Origin of the sequence: Streptomyces sp. cg40, assembly GCF_050320165.1 — a bacterium.
In the GTDB taxonomy this organism is placed as follows: domain Bacteria; phylum Actinomycetota; class Actinomycetes; order Streptomycetales; family Streptomycetaceae; genus Streptomyces; species Streptomyces hokutonensis.
In genome coordinates this window covers 1,709,392-1,726,415 of the sequence record NZ_CP190128.1, presented here as the reverse complement: position 1 = coordinate 1,726,415, position 17,024 = coordinate 1,709,392, and the positions used below count along the sequence as shown (strand labels likewise).

General features: G+C 69.3%; 16 protein-coding genes and 1 pseudogene. 9 read left to right on the top strand and 8 right to left on the bottom strand.

The annotated features are described in order from the left end of the window. Nucleotides 1-3: 3 nt before the first annotated feature. The 5 genes and pseudogenes from ACQHII_RS07715 to ACQHII_RS07695 form a co-directional block, all read left to right on the top strand. Nucleotides 4-1,350: an ABC transporter substrate-binding protein gene (locus tag ACQHII_RS07715; protein ID WP_427918543.1), complete on the top strand. Its 1,347-nt coding sequence runs from the start codon at nucleotides 4-6 to the stop codon at nucleotides 1,348-1,350. A gap of 4 nt (nucleotides 1,351-1,354) precedes the next feature. Beyond that, nucleotides 1,355-2,311: a carbohydrate ABC transporter permease gene (locus ACQHII_RS07710; RefSeq protein WP_427918542.1), complete on the top strand. Its 957-nt coding sequence runs from the start codon at nucleotides 1,355-1,357 to the stop codon at nucleotides 2,309-2,311. Next, complete coding sequence (locus tag ACQHII_RS07705) at nucleotides 2,308-3,183, top strand: carbohydrate ABC transporter permease (protein ID WP_427918541.1); 876 nt, start codon at nucleotides 2,308-2,310, stop codon at nucleotides 3,181-3,183. The genes ACQHII_RS07710 and ACQHII_RS07705 overlap by 4 nt, the downstream gene beginning before the upstream one ends. A 39-nt stretch (nucleotides 3,184-3,222) precedes the next feature. Further along, on the top strand, nucleotides 3,223-4,824 hold the full coding sequence (locus tag ACQHII_RS07700) for a glycoside hydrolase family 13 protein (protein ID WP_427918540.1): 1,602 nt from the start codon (nucleotides 3,223-3,225) through the stop codon (nucleotides 4,822-4,824). 282 nt (nucleotides 4,825-5,106) lie between these two features. After that, a pseudogene (locus tag ACQHII_RS07695) lies at nucleotides 5,107-5,574 on the top strand (discoidin domain-containing protein); the annotation flags it as partial. Here ACQHII_RS07695 and ACQHII_RS07690 read toward each other — a convergent pair. From ACQHII_RS07690 to ACQHII_RS07675, 4 genes are read right to left on the bottom strand one after another with little or no spacing between them, the layout of a single operon-like run. After that, nucleotides 5,543-6,361: an ABC transporter ATP-binding protein gene (locus ACQHII_RS07690; RefSeq protein WP_427918539.1), complete on the bottom strand. Its 819-nt coding sequence runs from the start codon at nucleotides 6,359-6,361 to the stop codon at nucleotides 5,543-5,545. The pseudogene ACQHII_RS07695 and the gene ACQHII_RS07690 sit on opposite strands and share 32 nt — an antisense overlap. A 20-nt stretch (nucleotides 6,362-6,381) precedes the next feature. Then, the gene (locus ACQHII_RS07685) at nucleotides 6,382-7,161 is read right to left on the bottom strand and encodes an ABC transporter permease (RefSeq protein ID WP_427918538.1); all 780 of its coding nucleotides are present in this window, start codon (nucleotides 7,159-7,161) and stop codon (nucleotides 6,382-6,384) included. Next, on the bottom strand, nucleotides 7,158-7,931 hold the full coding sequence (locus tag ACQHII_RS07680; RefSeq protein WP_427918537.1) for an ABC transporter permease: 774 nt from the start codon (nucleotides 7,929-7,931) through the stop codon (nucleotides 7,158-7,160). Before ACQHII_RS07680 ends, ACQHII_RS07685 begins: the two co-directional genes overlap by 4 nt. Next, a complete protein-coding gene (locus tag ACQHII_RS07675; RefSeq protein ID WP_427918536.1) occupies nucleotides 7,928-8,896 on the bottom strand; it encodes an ABC transporter substrate-binding protein in 969 nt (322 codons plus the stop codon). The genes ACQHII_RS07680 and ACQHII_RS07675 overlap by 4 nt, the downstream gene beginning before the upstream one ends. A gap of 202 nt (nucleotides 8,897-9,098) precedes the next feature. Here ACQHII_RS07675 and ACQHII_RS07670 point away from each other — a divergent pair, with 202 nt between their 5' ends. Continuing rightward, nucleotides 9,099-9,872, top strand: a complete 774-nt coding sequence (locus ACQHII_RS07670; RefSeq protein WP_427918535.1) for an IclR family transcriptional regulator domain-containing protein — start codon at nucleotides 9,099-9,101, stop codon at nucleotides 9,870-9,872. Here ACQHII_RS07670 and ACQHII_RS07665 read toward each other — a convergent pair. The 4 genes from ACQHII_RS07665 to ACQHII_RS07650 all read right to left on the bottom strand — a co-directional run bounded on the left by ACQHII_RS07665 (nucleotide 9,823) and on the right by ACQHII_RS07650 (nucleotide 13,278). Beyond that, complete coding sequence (locus tag ACQHII_RS07665) at nucleotides 9,823-10,797, bottom strand: PDR/VanB family oxidoreductase (protein ID WP_427918534.1); 975 nt, start codon at nucleotides 10,795-10,797, stop codon at nucleotides 9,823-9,825. The two genes, ACQHII_RS07670 and ACQHII_RS07665, sit on opposite strands and share 50 nt — an antisense overlap. Beyond that, nucleotides 10,794-10,973, bottom strand: coding sequence for a hypothetical protein (locus ACQHII_RS07660; protein WP_200715902.1), 180 nt, complete (start codon nucleotides 10,971-10,973; stop codon nucleotides 10,794-10,796). Before ACQHII_RS07660 ends, ACQHII_RS07665 begins: the two co-directional genes overlap by 4 nt. Beyond that, nucleotides 10,970-12,034: a Rieske 2Fe-2S domain-containing protein gene (locus ACQHII_RS07655; RefSeq protein ID WP_427918533.1), complete on the bottom strand. Its 1,065-nt coding sequence runs from the start codon at nucleotides 12,032-12,034 to the stop codon at nucleotides 10,970-10,972. Before ACQHII_RS07655 ends, ACQHII_RS07660 begins: the two co-directional genes overlap by 4 nt. A 686-nt stretch (nucleotides 12,035-12,720) precedes the next feature. After that, entirely contained in the window at nucleotides 12,721-13,278 is a 558-nt protein-coding gene (locus ACQHII_RS07650) for a hypothetical protein (protein ID WP_427918532.1), read from the bottom strand. Between the two features lie 103 nt (nucleotides 13,279-13,381). Between ACQHII_RS07650 and ACQHII_RS07645 the strand changes: the two genes are divergently transcribed. The 3 genes from ACQHII_RS07645 to ACQHII_RS07635 all read left to right on the top strand — a co-directional run bounded on the left by ACQHII_RS07645 (nucleotide 13,382) and on the right by ACQHII_RS07635 (nucleotide 16,998). Then, nucleotides 13,382-14,080 (top strand): TetR/AcrR family transcriptional regulator, encoded by a 699-nt coding sequence (locus ACQHII_RS07645; RefSeq protein ID WP_427918531.1) that lies wholly within the window; start codon nucleotides 13,382-13,384, stop codon nucleotides 14,078-14,080. Between the two features lie 765 nt (nucleotides 14,081-14,845). Next, complete coding sequence (locus ACQHII_RS07640; protein ID WP_427918530.1) at nucleotides 14,846-16,639, top strand: hypothetical protein; 1,794 nt, start codon at nucleotides 14,846-14,848, stop codon at nucleotides 16,637-16,639. Further along, nucleotides 16,636-16,998: a hypothetical protein gene (locus ACQHII_RS07635; protein WP_427918529.1), complete on the top strand. Its 363-nt coding sequence runs from the start codon at nucleotides 16,636-16,638 to the stop codon at nucleotides 16,996-16,998. The genes ACQHII_RS07640 and ACQHII_RS07635 overlap by 4 nt, the downstream gene beginning before the upstream one ends. The last annotated feature ends 26 nt before the right edge of the window (nucleotides 16,999-17,024 follow it).

Sequence of the window (17,024 nt, the reverse complement as noted above, 5' to 3'; positions counted from 1 at the left end):
CCGATGAGAAGCACCGGGTTCCGCCGTACCTTCGCCGCGATCGGCGTCTGTTCTCTCGCGCTCACCGCCGCCGCCTGCGGGTCCGGCGACGACTCGGCGAGCGGCAAGACACGCATCACGGTCAACTGCGAGCCGCCCAAGAGCGCCAAGGTCGACCGGGGGTTCTTCGACTCCGACGTCGCGGCCTTCGAGAAGAAGAACCCCGACATCGACGTCGTCGCGCACGACGCGTTCCCCTGCCAGGACCCGAAGACCTTCGACGCCAAACTCGCCGGCGGCCAGATGGAGGACGTGTTCTACACGTACTTCACCGACGCCAAGCACGTCGTCGACATCAACCAGGCGGCCGATCTCACCCCGTACATCAAGGAGTTGAAGAGCTACGACACTCTTCAGCAGCAGCTGCGCGACATCTACACCGTCGACGGCAAGATCTACGGCATCCCGCGCACCGGCTACTCGATGGGCCTGCTCTACAACCGCAAGCTCTTCCAGCAGGCCGGCCTCGACCCCGACAAGCCGCCGACGACCTGGGCCGAAGTCCGCGCCGACGCAAAGAAGATAGCCGCGCTCGGCAACGGCACCATCGGCTACGCCGACTACAGCGCCCAGAACCAAGGGGGTTGGCACTTCACCGCCGAGATGTACTCACAGGGCGGCGACGTCGTCAGCGCCGACGGCAAGAAGGCCACCATCGACACCCCGCAGGGCCACGCCGTCCTCCAGAACCTGCACGACATGCGCTGGACCGACAACTCCATGGGCAGCAAGCAGCTCCTCGTCATCAACGACGTGCAGCAGCTGATGGGTTCGGGCAAGCTCGGCATGTACCTCTCCGCCCCGGACAACATCCCGATCCTGGTCAAGGAGAAGGGCGGCAACTACGACGACCTCGCCCTCGGCCCGATGCCCGGCGGCCAGGGCACGCTCATCGGCGGCGACGGCTACATGTTCAACAAGCACGACACACCCGCCCAGATCCGCGCCGGCCTCAAGTGGCTCGACAGCATGTTCCTCACCCCGGGCAGCGGCTTCCTCGGCGACTACGCCCGCGCCAAGAAGGCCGACGCCCCCGTCGGACTGCCCGAACCGCGCCTGTTCACCGGCGCCGCCGACGCCAAGGACCAGCAGGTCAAGAAGGCCAACTCCAACGTCCCGGTGCAGAACTACCAGACCTTCCTGGACGGCAACGCACCCCTCCAGAAGAAGATCGAGCCGCCGGACGCCCAGCAGATCTACTCCGTCCTCGACTCGGCCGTCTCCGCCGTCCTCACCAAGAAGGACGCGAACATCGACCAACTCCTGGGGGACGCCTCCGGAAAGATCGACGGCATCCTGGCCCGGGGCTGACCCGATGACCCGGACGGCCACCCGGATCCCCGTCGAGACGACGGCGGTACGACAGATCGAGGCGCCGCCCCCGGTAGGGGGCCGGGGGCGGCGCCGCCTCCTCGACCAGGCCCGCGCCTACGCCTTCCTCCTCGGCGGCCTCATCTGCTTCGCCCTGTTCTCCTGGTACCCGGCGATCCGCGCGGTCGTGATCGCCTTCCAGAAGTACACGCCAGGCTCCTCGCCCGAGTGGGTCGGCACCGCCAACTTCACCCGCGTCTGGCACGACCCCGAGTTCACCGCCGCCTGGCGCAACACCCTCGTCTTCACCCTGCTCGCCCTGCTCATCGGCTTCGCGATCCCCTTCGTACTCGCCCTGGTCCTCAACGAGTTGAGGCACTGGAAGGCGTTCTTCAGGGTCGTCGTCTACCTCCCCGTGATGATCCCGCCGGTGGTCACCGCCCTGCTGTGGAAGTGGTTCTACGACCCCGGAGCCGGCCTCGCCAACGAGACGCTGCGCTTCCTGCACCTGCCCACCTCGAACTGGTCCAACGGCACCGACACCGCCCTCATCTCCCTGGTGATCGTGGCGACTTGGGCCAACCTGGGCGGCACGGTCCTCATCTACCTGGCCGCGCTCCAGTCCATCCCCGGCGAGCTGTACGAGGCCGCCGAACTCGACGGCGCGAGCCTCCTCCAGCGCGTACGCCATGTGACGATCCCTCAGACCCGCTTCGTCATCCTGATGCTGATGCTCCTTCAGATCATCGCCACGATGCAGGTCTTCACCGAACCCTTCGTCATCACCGGGGGCGGCCCGGAAAGCGCGACCGTCACCGTCCTCTACCTCATCTACAAATACGCCTTCCTCTACAACGACTTCGGCGGCGCCTGCGCCCTCAGCGTCATGCTCCTCGTGCTGCTCGGCGTCTTCTCCGCCCTCTATCTGCGGCTGACCCGCTCTGGAGAGGACGACCTGTGAGCACCCGCACGCTGCTCTCCCCGGCCGCGCTCGCCCGGCCCCGCGGCAGGGCCGTCTACTGGACCGTCTTCACCGGTGTCGTCGTGCTCTTCGCGCTCGCCTTCCTCTTCCCCGTCTACTGGATGGTCACCGGCGCGATGAAGTCGCCGGACGAGATCGCACAGACCCCGCCCACGATCATCCCCAAGCACTGGCACCTCAGCGGCTACACGGACGCCTGGGACCTGATGCAGCTCCCGCAGCACCTGTGGAACACGGTCGTCCAGGCCGCCGGCGCCTGGGCGTTCCAGCTGGTCCTGTGCACGGCCGCCGCCTACGCCCTGTCCAAACTCAAGCCCGCCTTCGGCAAGTTGATCCTCGGCGGCATCCTCGCGACGCTGATGGTCCCCGCGCAGGCCCTGGTCGTACCGAAGTACCTGACCGTCGCGGACCTCCCGCTGATCCACACCAGCCTGCTCAACGACCCCCTCGGCATCTGGCTGCCGGCCGTCGCCAACGCCTTCAACCTGTACCTCCTCAAACGGTTCTTCGACCAACTCCCGCGCGACGTCATGGAGGCCGCCGAGATCGACGGCGCCGGAAAACTCCGCATCCTGTGGTCCATCGTGCTGCCCATGTCCCGGCCCGTCCTCGGCGTCGTCTCGATCTTCGCCCTGGTCGCCGTGTGGCAGGACTTCCTGTGGCCGCTGATGGTCTTCTCCGACACCGACAAACAGCCGATCAGCGTGGCACTCGTCCAGCTGTCGCAGAACATCCAACTGACCGTGCTCATCGCCGCGATGGTGATCGCGAGCATCCCCATGGTCGCCATGTTCCTGGTCTTCCAGCGCCACATCATCGCCGGGATCAGCGCGGGCAGCACGAAGGGCTGACACCGCCCCTCGACGCCCTCCGACAGAAAGGCCAGCACAGTGGGACAGCCCACCCATGCCCAGAGCCACGACGACTGGTGGCGCTCGGCCGTCATCTACCAGGTGTACGTCCGCAGCTTCGCGGACGGCGACGGCGACGGCACCGGCGACCTCGCGGGCGTCCGCTCCAGACTGCCGTATCTCGCCGAACTCGGCGTGGACGCCCTGTGGTTCACCCCCTGGTACCTGTCGCCGATGAAGGACGGCGGCTACGACGTCGCCGACTACCGCGCCATCGACCCGGCCTTCGGCTCGCTCGCCGAGGCCGAGAAACTCATCGCCGAAGCAAGGGAGTTGGGCATCCGCACGATCGTCGACATCGTGCCCAACCACGTCTCCGACCAGCACCCGTGGTTCCGCGCCGCCCTCGCCGGCGGTCCCGAACGCGACCTGTTCCACTTCCGCCCCGGACGCGGCGCACACGGTGAACTCCCGCCCAACGACTGGCCGTCCCAGTTCGCCGCCTCCACCGAACCCGTGTGGACCCGCCTCCCCGACGGCGACTGGTACCTCCACCTGTTCACCCCCGAACAGCCCGACCTCAACTGGGCCCACCCGGCTGTCCGCCAGGAGCACGAGGACATCCTGCGCTTCTGGTTCGAGCGCGGGGTCGAAGGGGTCCGTATCGACTCGGCCGCGCTGCTTGCCAAGGACCCCGCACTGCCCGACTTCGTCGAGGGCCGCGACCCCAACCCCTTCGTCGACCGCGACGAACTTCACGACATCTACCGCTCCTGGCGGGCCGTCGCCGACGAGTACGGCGCCGTCTTCGTCGGCGAGGTCTGGCTCCCCGACACCGAACGCTTCGCCCGCTACCTCCGCCCCGACGAACTCCACACCGCCTTCAACTTCTCCTTCCTGTCCTGCCCCTGGGACCCGGACCGGCTGCGCACCTCGATCGACGAGACCCTCGCCGAGCACGCCCCGATCGGCGCCCCCGCCACCTGGGTCCTCTGCAACCACGACGTGACCCGCACGGTCACCCGCTACGGCCGCGCCGACACCGGCTTCGACTTCGCCACCAAGGCCTTCGGCACGCCGACCGACCTCGCCCTCGGCACCCGGCGCGCCAGGGCGGCGGCGCTGCTGTCGCTGGCCCTGCCCGGCGTCGTCTACCTCTACCAGGGGGAGGAGCTGGGGCTGCCCGAGGTCGAGCTGCCGGTCGACCGCATCCAGGATCCGATGTACCTGAGGTCGGGCGGCACCGACCCCGGCCGCGACGGCTGCCGTGTACCGCTCCCGTGGGTGGCCGACGCGCCGTACGCGGGCTTCGGCTCGCGCGGTGAGCCCTGGCTTCCGCAGCCGGACGGCTGGACATCGTATGCGGTCGACCTTCAGCGGCAGACTGCCGACTCCATGCTCAACCTCTACCGCGAGGCGATCCGACTCCGGCCGGCCTTCGGTGACGGCCCCCTCACCTGGCTGCCCGCCCCCGACGGCGTCCTCGCCTTCGCCCGGGCCGACGGCACGACGTGCCTGGTCAACCTGTCCGGCACACCCGTCGACCTCCTGCCGCACACCCGGCTTCTGCTCACCAGCGGCCCCTTGGACGACCAGGGCCGACTGCCGCAGGACACGGCGGCCTGGCTGCACACCGCGTAACGCCGACGGGCGACGGGCGACGGGCGACGGGCGACGGGCGACGGGCGACTGTCGGTGGTCGGTGGTCGGTGGTCAATGGTCGACCGTGGACAGCCGACTGCAGACAGCCGACCGCGGCCGGTCGCAGGCCGACCGCCACCCGTCATCTCGTATCCCGCATCCCGCTATCCCTGCACCCCCACCTCGAAGGGATCAGCACATGCACAGCACCATGCTCGGAGATGTCAGGTGCATGCCAATTATCGGTGCGGCGGTCGCGCTCGCCGCGGGCATGCTCGTCGCCCTGACCCCCGGCGCCGCCACGCGGCCTCCGGTGCCTCCCTCCCGTTCACCTCCGTCAAGGCCGAGTCCGCCACCACGACCGGCTCGCAGGACGTCTGCACGCCCGGCAAGGCGGTCGACGGCGACGCGAACACCTACTGGGAGTCCACCAACAACGCCTTCACACAGGCCTGGGCGGTCGACCTCGGCTCGGCCCAGGCCGTTCGCAGGCTGGTCCTGAAGCTGCCGCCGGCGTCCGCGTGGAGCGCGCGCACGCAGACTGTCACCGTGCTCGGCGGCACCGACGGCGCCACCCACTCGACCCTCGTCGGCGCCACCGGCTACCGCTTCGACCCGGCGACCGGAAACACGGTCACCGTGGCCCTGCCCAGCGGCACCAACCTCCGCTGTCTGCGGCTCAGTGTCAGCGCCAACTCCGGCTGGCCGGGCGCCCAGTTCAGCGAAGTGGAGGCGTATCGGACTTCGTGAGCCGGTCCTGAACCGGGAGTGTCCCGCGCTTCGCCGCCTGGATCTGCTCGTACACATGGGTTCGCAGTTCGGCGAAGCGCGGGGCGACCCGGGTGTGCAACTGGTCGCGCTCCACGGGCAGATCGACCTTCAGCTGCTCCTGCACGACGGTCGGTGACGCGGAGAGAACCACCACCCGCTCGCCCAGGTAGACGGCCTCGTCGATGTCGTGGGTCACGAAGAGGATCGTGATGCCGCGCTCCCGCCACAACCCCCGTACCAGGTCCTCCAGATCGGCCCGGGTCTGCGCGTCGACGGCCGCGAACGGCTCGTCCATCAGCAGGACTTCGGGTTCGTAGGCGAGTGCGCGGGCGATGGCGACCCGCTGCTGCATTCCGCCGGACAGCTGCCACGGATACGCCTCGGCCGCCTCCGTCAGACCCACCGACTCCAGCGCGTCCGCGACCAGTTCACGCCTGCGCGCCTTGCTCAAGTCCTTCTGTTTCAAGGGCAGTTCGACGTTCTCGCCGACCCGCATCCAGGGGAACAGGCTGCGCCCGTACTCCTGGAAGACGAACGCCATCCCGGGCGGCGGACCGCTCACCTTCCTTCCGTTCAGGAAGACTTCGCCCGCGGTCGGGGTGAGCAGTCCGCCCATGCACTTGAGCAGAGTGGTCTTGCCGCAGCCCGACGGGCCGACGAGACAGACGAGTTCGCCGGCTTCGACGGTGAAGGTGAGGTCCCGCACCGCCTCCACCCGGCGGCCGGAACCCTCGTAGACCTTGTTGAGGCCGCGTACGTCGAGCATGGACCGCCCTTTCACGATGTTCACGGGGACCGGCGGGTGGCCGCGCGCAGGCCGTGGTACCAGCCGAGCACCCGCCGCTCGACCACCTGGAAGACGACGGAGAGCAGGAATCCCAGCATCCCGAGCACGAGGATGCCCGTCCACATGTCGGGCACCGCGAAACTGCGCTGGAACTGGACGACGGTGTAACCGAGTCCGTCGGTGCCGGCGAACATCTCGCTGATGACCATGAGGATGATCCCGATGGACAGCGCCTGGCGCAGCCCGGTGAAGATCTGCGGGCTCGCCGAGCGCAGCACCAGGCTCCGCAGGCGGGCGGTGCCCGTGATGCCGTAGGAGAGGGCCGTTTCCTTCATGACCGGGTCGACCGCGCGGACGCCCTCGACGGTGTTGAGGAGGATCGGCCAGACGCAGCCGCTCGCGATGACCACGATCTTCATGGTGTCGCCGATGCCCGCGAACAGCATGATGACCGGGACCAGGACCGGCGGCGGCACCGCGCGCAGGAACTCCAGGACCGGTTCGCACACCGCGCGGACCCGCCGGTAGGAGCCGATGACTGTGCCGAGCGCGACGCCGGCGACGGCCGCCGCGGCGTAACCGGCCGTCAGACGCAGGACACTTGGCAGCACGTCCGTCCGGAAACGGTCCGCGGTCCACACGTTCGGGAAGGTCTTGAGGATCGTCCGCAGCGGTGGCCAGAAGACGTTGGTGCTGCCGTCCGACGCCAGCCACCAGACGGTGAGCAGCACCGCCGGGAGCGCGACCACGAACAGCAGCCGGAGCAGTACGCGCCTCACACCGCCACCTCCCCGCGCACCGACTGGTGCCAGGCCAGCGCCCGCCGCTCCACCGTCCGCGCGCCCACGTTGATGATCAGTCCCAGCAGACCGGTCACCACGATCAGCGCGTACATCTCGGGCACGGCCTGCGAGCTCTGCGCGACCATGATGGTCGCGCCCAACCCCGGTGCGCCGATGACCAGTTCGGCCGTGATGGTGAGGATCAGCGCGACGGCCGCCGCCAGCCGTACGCCGGTCATGACGTAAGGCAGCGCGCTCGGCCACAGCACGTGCCGCACCCGCGCCCAGGTGCCGAGACCGTAGGACCGCGCCGTCTCCTCGGCGACCGGGTCGACGTCCTGGACGCCGTAGAGGACCTGGATGAGGATCTGCCAGAAGGAGGCGTAGACGACGAGCAACAGCACCGACTTGAGCTCGGTGCCGTACAACAGCACTGCCAGGGGGATGAGGGCGACCGAGGGGATCGGGCGCAGGAACTCGATCGTGGAGGCGGTCGCCTCGCGGAGGTGGGGGACGACGGAGAGCAGGACGCCCGCGACGATCCCCGCGCCGACGGCGATCGCGAGGCCGAGTGCCCAGCCGGTGAGGGTGTCGCCGAGCGCCGACCAGAACGCGCCGTCGTTCAGCTCGGTCCACAACGCGGAGGCGATCCTGCTGGTCGGCGGGAAGTAGGCCTCCTTGACGATGCCGACGCGCGGCACGACCTCGCCGAGGGCGAGGAAGGCCGCGAGTCCGGCCGCACCGAGTGCGGTGTTCAGTCCTTTCACGGGAGCAGCGTGTTCAGGTCGGGGGTCTTCTTGAAGAGGCCGTCGGTCTCGCTCAGCTTCTCCAGCGCCTCGATCGACGAACGGTTGGGATCGGCGGGCCACTTGGGCAGGATCACCTTGGCCAGCACACTGGCCGGGACCTTGGTGTACGTGGCGACGATCTGCCGGACCTCGTCCGGGTGGGCGTCGGCGTAGGCCAGGGACTCGGCGGTGGCCTCCTGGAACTTCTTGACCACGTCAGGGTTCTTCGTCGCGTACGCCGAGGACGTGAAGTACATGGCGACGGTGAGGTTCGGCGCGACGTCGACCAGCGGCCAGGCGATCTGCTGGGCGCCCTGGTTGAGCATGGTGGTGAGCGCGGGTTCGACGGCCATCGCCGCGTCGATCTGACCCTTGTCGAGCGCGGCCGGCATCTGGTCGAAGGCCAGCTCGACGAACTTCACCTTGTCCGGATCGCCGCCGGCCTTGCGGACGGATTCGCGTACGGCCGTCTCGTTGATGTTCTTCAGCGTGTTGACCGCGACCTTCTTGCCCTCCAGCTCCTTCGCCGACTTCAGCGTGCTGCCCTTCTTGACGACGAGGGCGCCAAAGTCCTTGCCCGACACGCCGGTTGAGGCGACGCCGTTGGCGATGGCCTTCACCGGGACGTCGTTGGACTGGGCGAGCATCAGCGAGGTCATGTTCGAGAAGCCGAACTGGAACTGGCCGCTGACCACACCCGGCACGATGGCCGCGCCGCCCTGCGCGAGGGTCATGGTCAGTTTCAGGCCGTGCTTGGTGTAGAAGCCCTGCTTCTGGCCGAGGTACAGCGGGGCGACATCGACGATGGGGATGACCCCCACCTTGACCGTGGTGGTGGCCCCCGAGGACGTGCTCTTCGACGAACTCGACCCGTCGGACGAGCCACAGGCCGCGGTGGCGAGCAGAAACGTGCCGACCGTGAGACCGGCGAGCAGACGACGCATACGGCTCCTCCTGTGCAGACAACGGTGTTCCGACAGGCTGTGCGCACAGCGCACAGTGGTGCTCTTCTTGGTGCTCAGCGGGAACGTAGAACCCTGCGTCCGACCGGGTCAATGGTTTGGCTAACAAAATTGTTGACAGTTATCGAATCGCGCTTCTACCGTGCTCCCGGAGCGCACCCCGTGCGTCCGTCTGGAGGCGACGATGCCTGCGGCAGTCCGCGCACCGCACTTCGTGAGGTCCTTCGAGCGCGGCCTCGCGGTCATCCGCTCCTTCGACGCCGAGCATCCCGCCCGCACGCTCAGCGAGGTGGCCCGCGCCTGCGAGCTGACCCGCGCCGCCGCCCGCCGACTGCTCCTGACCCTGGCCGACCTCGGCTACGTCCAGTCCGACGGACGCCTCTTCCGGCTCACCCCGCGCGTCCTGGAACTCGGCTACTCCTACCTCGCGGGCTCCACCCTGCCGCAGATCGTGGCCCCGCATCTGGAGCAACTCGTCGCGCGGACAGGGGAGTCGGCGTCCCTGTGCGTCCTCGACGGCGACGACGTCGTCCACATCGCCTGTCTCCCGGCCCGCCGCGTCCTGGCCGCCACGATCACCGTGGGCACCCGCCACCCCGCCCGCACCACCGCGGTGGGCCGGGTGCTCCTCGCCCACCTGCCGGCCGATGAATTGGACGCCCGTCCGTCAACCGACGTACTGCGCAAGGAACTTCACCGGATACGGCACGAGGGGTACGCGCTCGTCGACGAGGAACTGGAGGAGGGCCTCAGATCGGTCGCCGCCCCGGTGCGGGACCGGGACGGCGCGGTGGTCGCCGGCGTGAGCGTCGGGGCGCACGCCGGCCGGCACTCCGCCGAGGCCGTACGACGGGACCTGCTGCCCCAGCTACTGGCGGCGGTGGCCCTCATCGACGACGACCTGCGGATCACAGATCGAGCACGAGCCGCTTCCCCAGGCAGCGCGAGACACAGATGAGCATGGTCTCGCCCGCTTCCCGCTCCTCCTCGCTCAGCACCGAGTCCCGGTGGTCCGGGGTGCCTTCGAGGACGTCGGTCTCGCAGGTCCCGCAGGTGCCCTCGGTGCAGGAGAACAGCACCTCGACCCCGGCGGAGCGCACGGTGTCGAGCACGGACACGCCCACCGGGACGGTGAGTGTCCTGCCGCTCTGTTCCAGCACCACCTCGAACTCGGTGTCGGCGCCCGCCTGTTGGACCTTCGGCTGGAAGCGCTCCAGGCGCAGGACGCCTCCGGGACAGCGGGCCTCGACCGCGTCCAGCAGTGGACCGGGACCGCAGCAGTAGACGAGGGTGCCCTCGGTCACGTCGTCCAGGACGGACGGCAGGTCGAGCAGTCCGATCTCGTCCTGCGGAGCGACGGTGACGCGGTCGCCGTAGCGGCTCAACTCCTCCGTGAAGGCTATGGAGTTGCGGGTGCGACCGCCGTAGAGCAGGCTCCACTCCGCGCCCGCCGCCTCCACCGAGGCGAGCATCGGCAGGAGCGGGGTGATGCCGATGCCGCCCGCGACGAAGCGGTAGCGGGGGGCGGACTCCAGACGGAAGTGGTTGCGCGGTCCGCGCACCCGCACCGTGTCGCCCTGCCCCAACTGCTCGTGCACAAGGGCCGATCCGCCCCGCCCGTCCGGCTCCCGCAGGACCGCGATCCGCCATGCCGTACGGTCCGCCGGGTCGCCGCACAGCGAGTACTGGCGCTCCAGGCCGGGGCCGAGCACGACGTCGATGTGCGCGCCCGGCTCCCAGAGCGGCAGTTGCTCGCCGAGCGGGTGGCGCAGGGTGAGGGCGAGCACGCCGTCGGCCGCGAACTCGCGCCGTTCGACGACGAGTTCGGTGTCGGCCGCGAACTCCCGGCGCTCGGCGGCGAGTTCGGCCTCGGAGGTGGTCATGCGTCGGCTCCCTGCGGCTCGTCGACCGAGTGGCCCCGGGGGTGGGCGAGCATCCACTCCCACATCTCGATCGGATCCTGCGACGTGTGCTCGCGACCGCAGTGACAGGTGCCGTGCAGGATGTCGGTGCCCGGCAGCCAGTCGATGCGGTAGACCTCGCCGGTCGGAGCGGTCACTGGACCTTCTCCACCGGCTTGGCGCCCTCCTCGACCAGCCGGGCGAGGATACGGCGGGCGGCGAGACCGCCGGTGTCGATGTTGATGCTCAGCTCCTGGTAGCCGCTGCGCTCCGAACCCAGCGTCCGCTGAAGGAGGTTGAGGGCGTCCACGTCCTGCATGACGACGGTGTGGTTGTTGCTCCGCAGGAACTCGGTGACCTCGGTGTCGTCCGTGGCCCAGTCGCGCGAGACCGCCCAGAAGTCGTACACCTTGCCGTCCGAGGAGGGCGTGATGGCGTAGGTGATCTCCGTGTGGAAGCCGTTGGGGTCGCTGCCGTCCGCCTCGGGGAGTACGCCGACCGGGGCGATCCGGCTGTGCAGGAGGTAGAGGCAGGGCGCGTGGTACTCGATGTCCTGCCAGCGAGTGATCCGCCCTCGTATCCCGGTGGACTTGGCGTAGAACGGCGGGCACTCGGCGTCGTCCATGTGCCGGCTCACCCGTACGACTCCGGCGCCCTCGTCGACCTCCGTGGTGATCGGTGTCTCGGCGACCTCGGGGGAGCCGATGTAACCGCCGTGCAGATACGTCTCGTGGGAGAGGTCGAGGAGGTTGTCGACGAGGAGGCCGTAGTCGGCGTCGATCGGTTCCATGCCGCTGACGGTGACCCACTCGGGGGAGGCGAGGTGCGGGGCCCGCGGGATGACCTGCGGGTCGGCGAGGGCCGGGTCGCCGATCCACACCCAGACCAGCGCGTCCTGCTCGACCACCGGGTAGGAGGCGACGCGGGCGGTGCGGGGGATGCGTTTCTGCCCCGGCACGTACACGCAACTGCCCGTCGTGTCGTACGTGAACCCGTGGTACCCGCACACGATCCGGTCCCCGTCGAGCCGGCTCTCGGAGAGCGGGAACCGCCGGTGCACGCACCGGTCGTGCAGCGCCACGGGGGTGCCGTCGTCCTCGGTGCGGTAGAAGACGAGGGGCTCGCCGAGGATCGTCCGGCCGAGCAGATCACGGCCGACCTCGTGGCTGTAGGCGGCGACGTACCACTGGTTCCTGGCGAAGGCGGTCGTGTGCGGCATGGCTGCGGCTCCCGTCGTTGGGTGATGGCGACATCGTCGGGAAGGGCGTCGGGGGGCCGCAATACCGCTTCCGTCTCACGGAAGGGGAAGGGGAAAACGGCTGTTCAGGGCGGATGCCCGTCTGCGGGAGTGACAGCAGGAGCGCGCTGGCGCGGCGGCTTCGCTGAATGTGTCCGTCGGTGGGGCGCGTCAACCTTGGCGAACTTGCCGTTCTTTCTCCTCTCCAGCGCGTAGTTGCGGGTCAGGAGCGGGGTGAGAGTGCGTGACGGCAGGCAGTGCAAGACCGATTCCTGAGGCTGTGGCCTTGAAGGGTGTACCACCAGCAGATTCCTGGTCTGCTGGTGGTACACGAGCCACAGATCGCTGACCAGCGTAAATCGTGCGTCTCAGCACTCGGAGCGATTCGCTGGGCCCGGAATGGTCCGGATCTCGGTCGTGAGCGGTTCATCGGCGTTGGTGGGTCTCGCCTGTGGAAGCAGCTTGTGCGGAGTCCGGGCAGCGGACGCCGATCACTGAGGTGGGGCCCGTCAGGAAGACCGGGGATTCGACCGGCGTCGATGGGGCCCGGCCGGCCTCATGGCGCCGTACGCCATCCGCCGCACCGTCCTGTCACCGAGGCGGGTCCTGTCGGGCACGTCCCGACTCTGGCGCCGCGTCCGGTAGCCGCGATGCTCGGTCGCCGCCGGTCAGCCCCTGCCGGTCGAGCGGGACAGGCGGAGCGCCGAGACGAGGAAGAAGATCCCTCCGAGAGCGGCGTAGCCGGCGAGGGTGGTCAGCGAGGGGTCGTCCTGTGAGGCGCTTCGCAGGAAGCTCCCGCCGGCCAGCACCGAGATGCCGCCGCTGACGATCATGGCCCACTGGCCGCCCATCGGGCGGCGCACGACGCCCACGAGCAGCTGGACCAGCCCGGAGACGACCGCCCACGCGCCCCAGACGCGCAGCACGTCGGCGACGCCCGAGGCACTGGCGACCGCGACGCCGACGGCGGCCAGCGAGCTCGTGGCGATGTTGGTGTACAGGCCCTTGACCAGCCTGTCAGCGCGCGCCGACCTGGTATCGACGACGGCCGCGACCACGTCGAAAGCCGGATAGATGAACAGCAGAAGCTTGGTCGCGACCGTGAGGTCCGAGCCGGACAACAGCAGGAGCACCGCCCACGCGGCGGCGAAGACGAAGCGGATGACGTACAGCCGACGCAGGGCCGGCGTGACGCCGACGTGCTCGGCGGAGGCGGTGGATGCCATGGGGTTCTCCAGTGAATGCGCAGTATAGAGAGAACGATCTCTCTGGTTTGGAGCCTGGCACACCCCTTCCGTGAAAACAAGAGAGAGCGTTCTACCCGCTATCATGGGCGGCATGATGCAGACGGAGGCCGGCACAGGCACCGGCAGGAGAGTCTCCGAGGCCCGGGAGCGGCTCCTGAGGACCGCCGGGCAGCTCTTCTACGCGGAGGGCATCCACACGGTGGGTGTCGACCGGCTGGTCGCCGAGTCGAAGATCACCAACGCCACGTTCTACCGCCACTTCCCCAGCAAAGAGGATCTTGCCGTCGCCTACATCGGAAGCGTCGACCAGGCGATCCGTACCCAGATCGGCTCCCTGATGGCCGCGGACGCGCCGGCCGACGGCATTCTGCGGGGCATCGGTGCGTCCCTGGTCGGGCAGATCCGCTCGCCCGGCTACCGCGGATGCGCCTTCCTCAACGCGGCAGCGGAATTCCCCGACCCCGACCACCCGGTCCACCGTGCCGTCGTGCAACACCGCGCGTGGTTCCTGGAGACGATCACCGGACTGTTCGCCGACATCACGATCGCGGAAGCCGAACACGCCGGGCGGCACTTCGTCATGCTCCGCGACGGCGCGATGAGCGCCGGCTACCTCGGCGATCCCGTGCTGGCCGGCGAGACCCTGCTGCGCGGTATCGATGGACTGCTGCGGATCCACACCGCCCGTGGGCTCGACGGGCATGCCACGTCCGCATCCGGCCAGGCATCATCGGCTGCCACGACGGTCTCGGACATCGACTGCGCGCCGCCCAACGCGTAACCGCGGTCGGGGCGCGACCGGCCGCGTTGAGCGCCGAGCGGGCCTTGGCGCGGTCAACTGGCGGAGTTGAAGGCGCGCGAGAGTCCCGGGGCTGCGGTGCGGACCACAGAGGCCGGTTGGGCGGGCTCAACGCGAAACGGACCCCCCGGTCACAGGTTTCGCCACTTCCGGAGGCCCGGACGGACCACCACGTACGTGGGGAAGACAGCTCCTCGAGGTGGCCGCCGAGGCTGAGTGGGCCCCCTGACCCCTGCCCGCGGCCCGCCTCTTGGAGGTCCTTGCCCGGCTCTACGGCGCCCGCGACCGTCGCGACATCCAGCCGATGAAACAGCAGCGACTCCCGCACTCCCGCCAGCTACTCCTCTGCCGTCAACTTCCTCCCAGCAGAGGAACATTGACGGCCCCGGAACCTGGTTACGGGTTGCCGCCCAACGCTGCCGATCCTGTTGGCGCCCGCGAATACCCAAGTTGCCCAGAGCATCGCTCAGTCCGTAGTCGTCGCCCACGCTACGGAAGAGATCGACCGATTCCGTGAAGCGGCGTTCGCCGCCTTGCAGGTCGATTCCCTCGTTGCGGAGCGCCTCTCCCACGTTGCGCGGCCGGTGGCCGGATCGGTGGATACGGATACGCCCAGGTCGTGGCCGCACGCTTGTACGCCAGGGCCGGATGTGCGCAAATCGGTTACGGCGTCGATGCGTTCGCTATCCTGATGCCCTGTCAGATCGCAGAGGGCGAGTTCGCCCGGCTTTACCATCGGGGGATGGTGTGAGTACCGCATTCGTGCCGCAACAGCCGCACCAACCACAGCCGTCGAGGGCCGCCACGCCGCCCGCCGCCACTCCGTCGTACGCCACCGAGTCGACCCGGCTGCTGTGCGCGGGCACCTATCTCGACCCGCTCTACCGCGACCGCGTGATCGACGAGCTGTATGTCAACGAACAGCGGATCGTGGCGCCTTCGTCCGGATTCGACGCCGCCCGCGTCCTCGCCCACGCCCTGCGTGCCCGGCGTCTGGACCTGGCCTGGTCCGGGGCGATCGTCGGCCTGTGGGTGGTCGGAATGCTGGTCACCGACTCCTGGTTGCTCCTCTTCCTCGTGCCCAGCCTCATGCTGGCCATGGCCAGTTGGGTCAGGGGACGGGCCGAACGGCCGTCGTGGCTGCGCCGCTGGTTCGCCTTCTACCTGCGGTGGTCGGGCCGGTTCTTCCTGCTCGGCATCCTGGTCGTGACGCTCGCCGACGCCTTCTCCGGCAAGTCCGCCTCCTCCTCGTCCGCCGGCACGACGACGTACGACTCCGAGGGCTACCCGACGCAGAGCGCGCCGTCGATCAGTAATCCGGCGCTCGGTTTCCTGGGCGGCTTCTTCGGCGTGAACTCGACTTCGGACGGGCCCGGCGCCCTGCGCGCGTGGCTGACCATCCTCGTCCTGGTGCTCGTCGTCGCGAGCATCACCGCACAGCGCAGCCAGGTCACCCGGGCGCTGGGCGCGGAGCTGTCCCGCAAGGGCTTCGCCGACGCCGTCGCCGACCCCGCCTACCGCGGCGGCAGCGGGCGTTCCCAGCGGCTGGCCGAGCGGATCCGGACCGAACAGCACGCGCCGCTGATCATGTACCAGGAGGCCCACCCCTTCTGCGGCGCGGGTACCGCCCACGACACCTGGGTGCTCGCCGTCGAACTGCGGCCCGACGGTATGAAGACACAGCGCCCGATCGGCAACCGCTCGGTCCTGGAGACGATCCGGCCCCTGCTCGAACAGCTGCGGGAGTCCTCGGAGTTCGCGCAGTACCCGGTGCGCGACCGGCTGCGCCGCCTGGAGATCGACGAGTGCGTGTTCCTGCCCGTCGAGGGGCTGCGGCGGCGCGAGTCGGCCCCCTACGGCGACGAGGTCTTCGCGACGCACCGGGAGCGCGCGGTCGAGGAGGGCGCCGAGAAACGACGGCACTTCCTGCGCGTACGGGTCGGCGGCTGGGACGAGGAACTGGTCGTCACGGTCTTCGTGCGCATCCACACCCAGGGGCGCATGCTCATGCTGGAGATCGCCCCGCACGTCCTGCACCCGGTCCGCGAGGACTTCAAGGACGCAGACCGCGTCGCCCACCGCTTCCGCCACAACCACCTGATCGGCAAGGCCGCCGCGACGGTGCCGCAGATGCCGCGCGCCATCGTGACCGCCGTCGTCACGCTGGGCCGGACCGCGGCGTACGGCTGGCGGCTGCTCACCGGTGGCTACGCGGGCGCGCTGCCGGAGGGCCCCGCTCTGTCGGTGCGCGAACTCGGATCGGCGCCCTCGGGTTCGCTGTTCCAGGAGATGGACGTGGACCGGTACTTGAGGAGCGTGCAGGACCGGATCGCGCACGGAGTGCGCATCGCGCTGGCCGAAGCCGGTTACCAGACCGGTGAGTTCGTCCAGAAGATCGTCAACATCAGCAACGGCGGCGTGAACATCGACTCGGTGGAAGGTTCCAACTTCGCCATCGGCGACCGGGCCTCCGCCAGCACGACCACGGCCAGTACGACCACCGGCGGCCCCGTGCCGCAGAAGGGACCGGACACCCCATGACCACCTCGGACGCGGGCGAGCCGCGCGTCACGATCGGCGACGTGCACGGCAGCAACTTCGCCATCGGGCACCAGGCGCACGCGGAGACCCACCAGCATGCGGCGCCCGCCCGTGACGAGGCCACGGAGGAACTCCTCGCAGCGGTAAGGAAGTTGCGGGAAGACCTCCGCGTGGTGCGGTCCGACGCGGCGACCGCGGCGCTGGACGCGGAACTCGCGGACACGGAGGCGGAGATCACCAGCACGGGCACGGCGGGTCGCACCCGCCGTGAGCGGCTCCGTGAACTCCTCGCGGACTCGCAGGCGTTGCTGACGGTGCTCGCGTCCGCCGGGGCGGTGGCGACGATGGTCGGCCTGTGAGCGGACGGCGAACTCAGCGGTAGGGA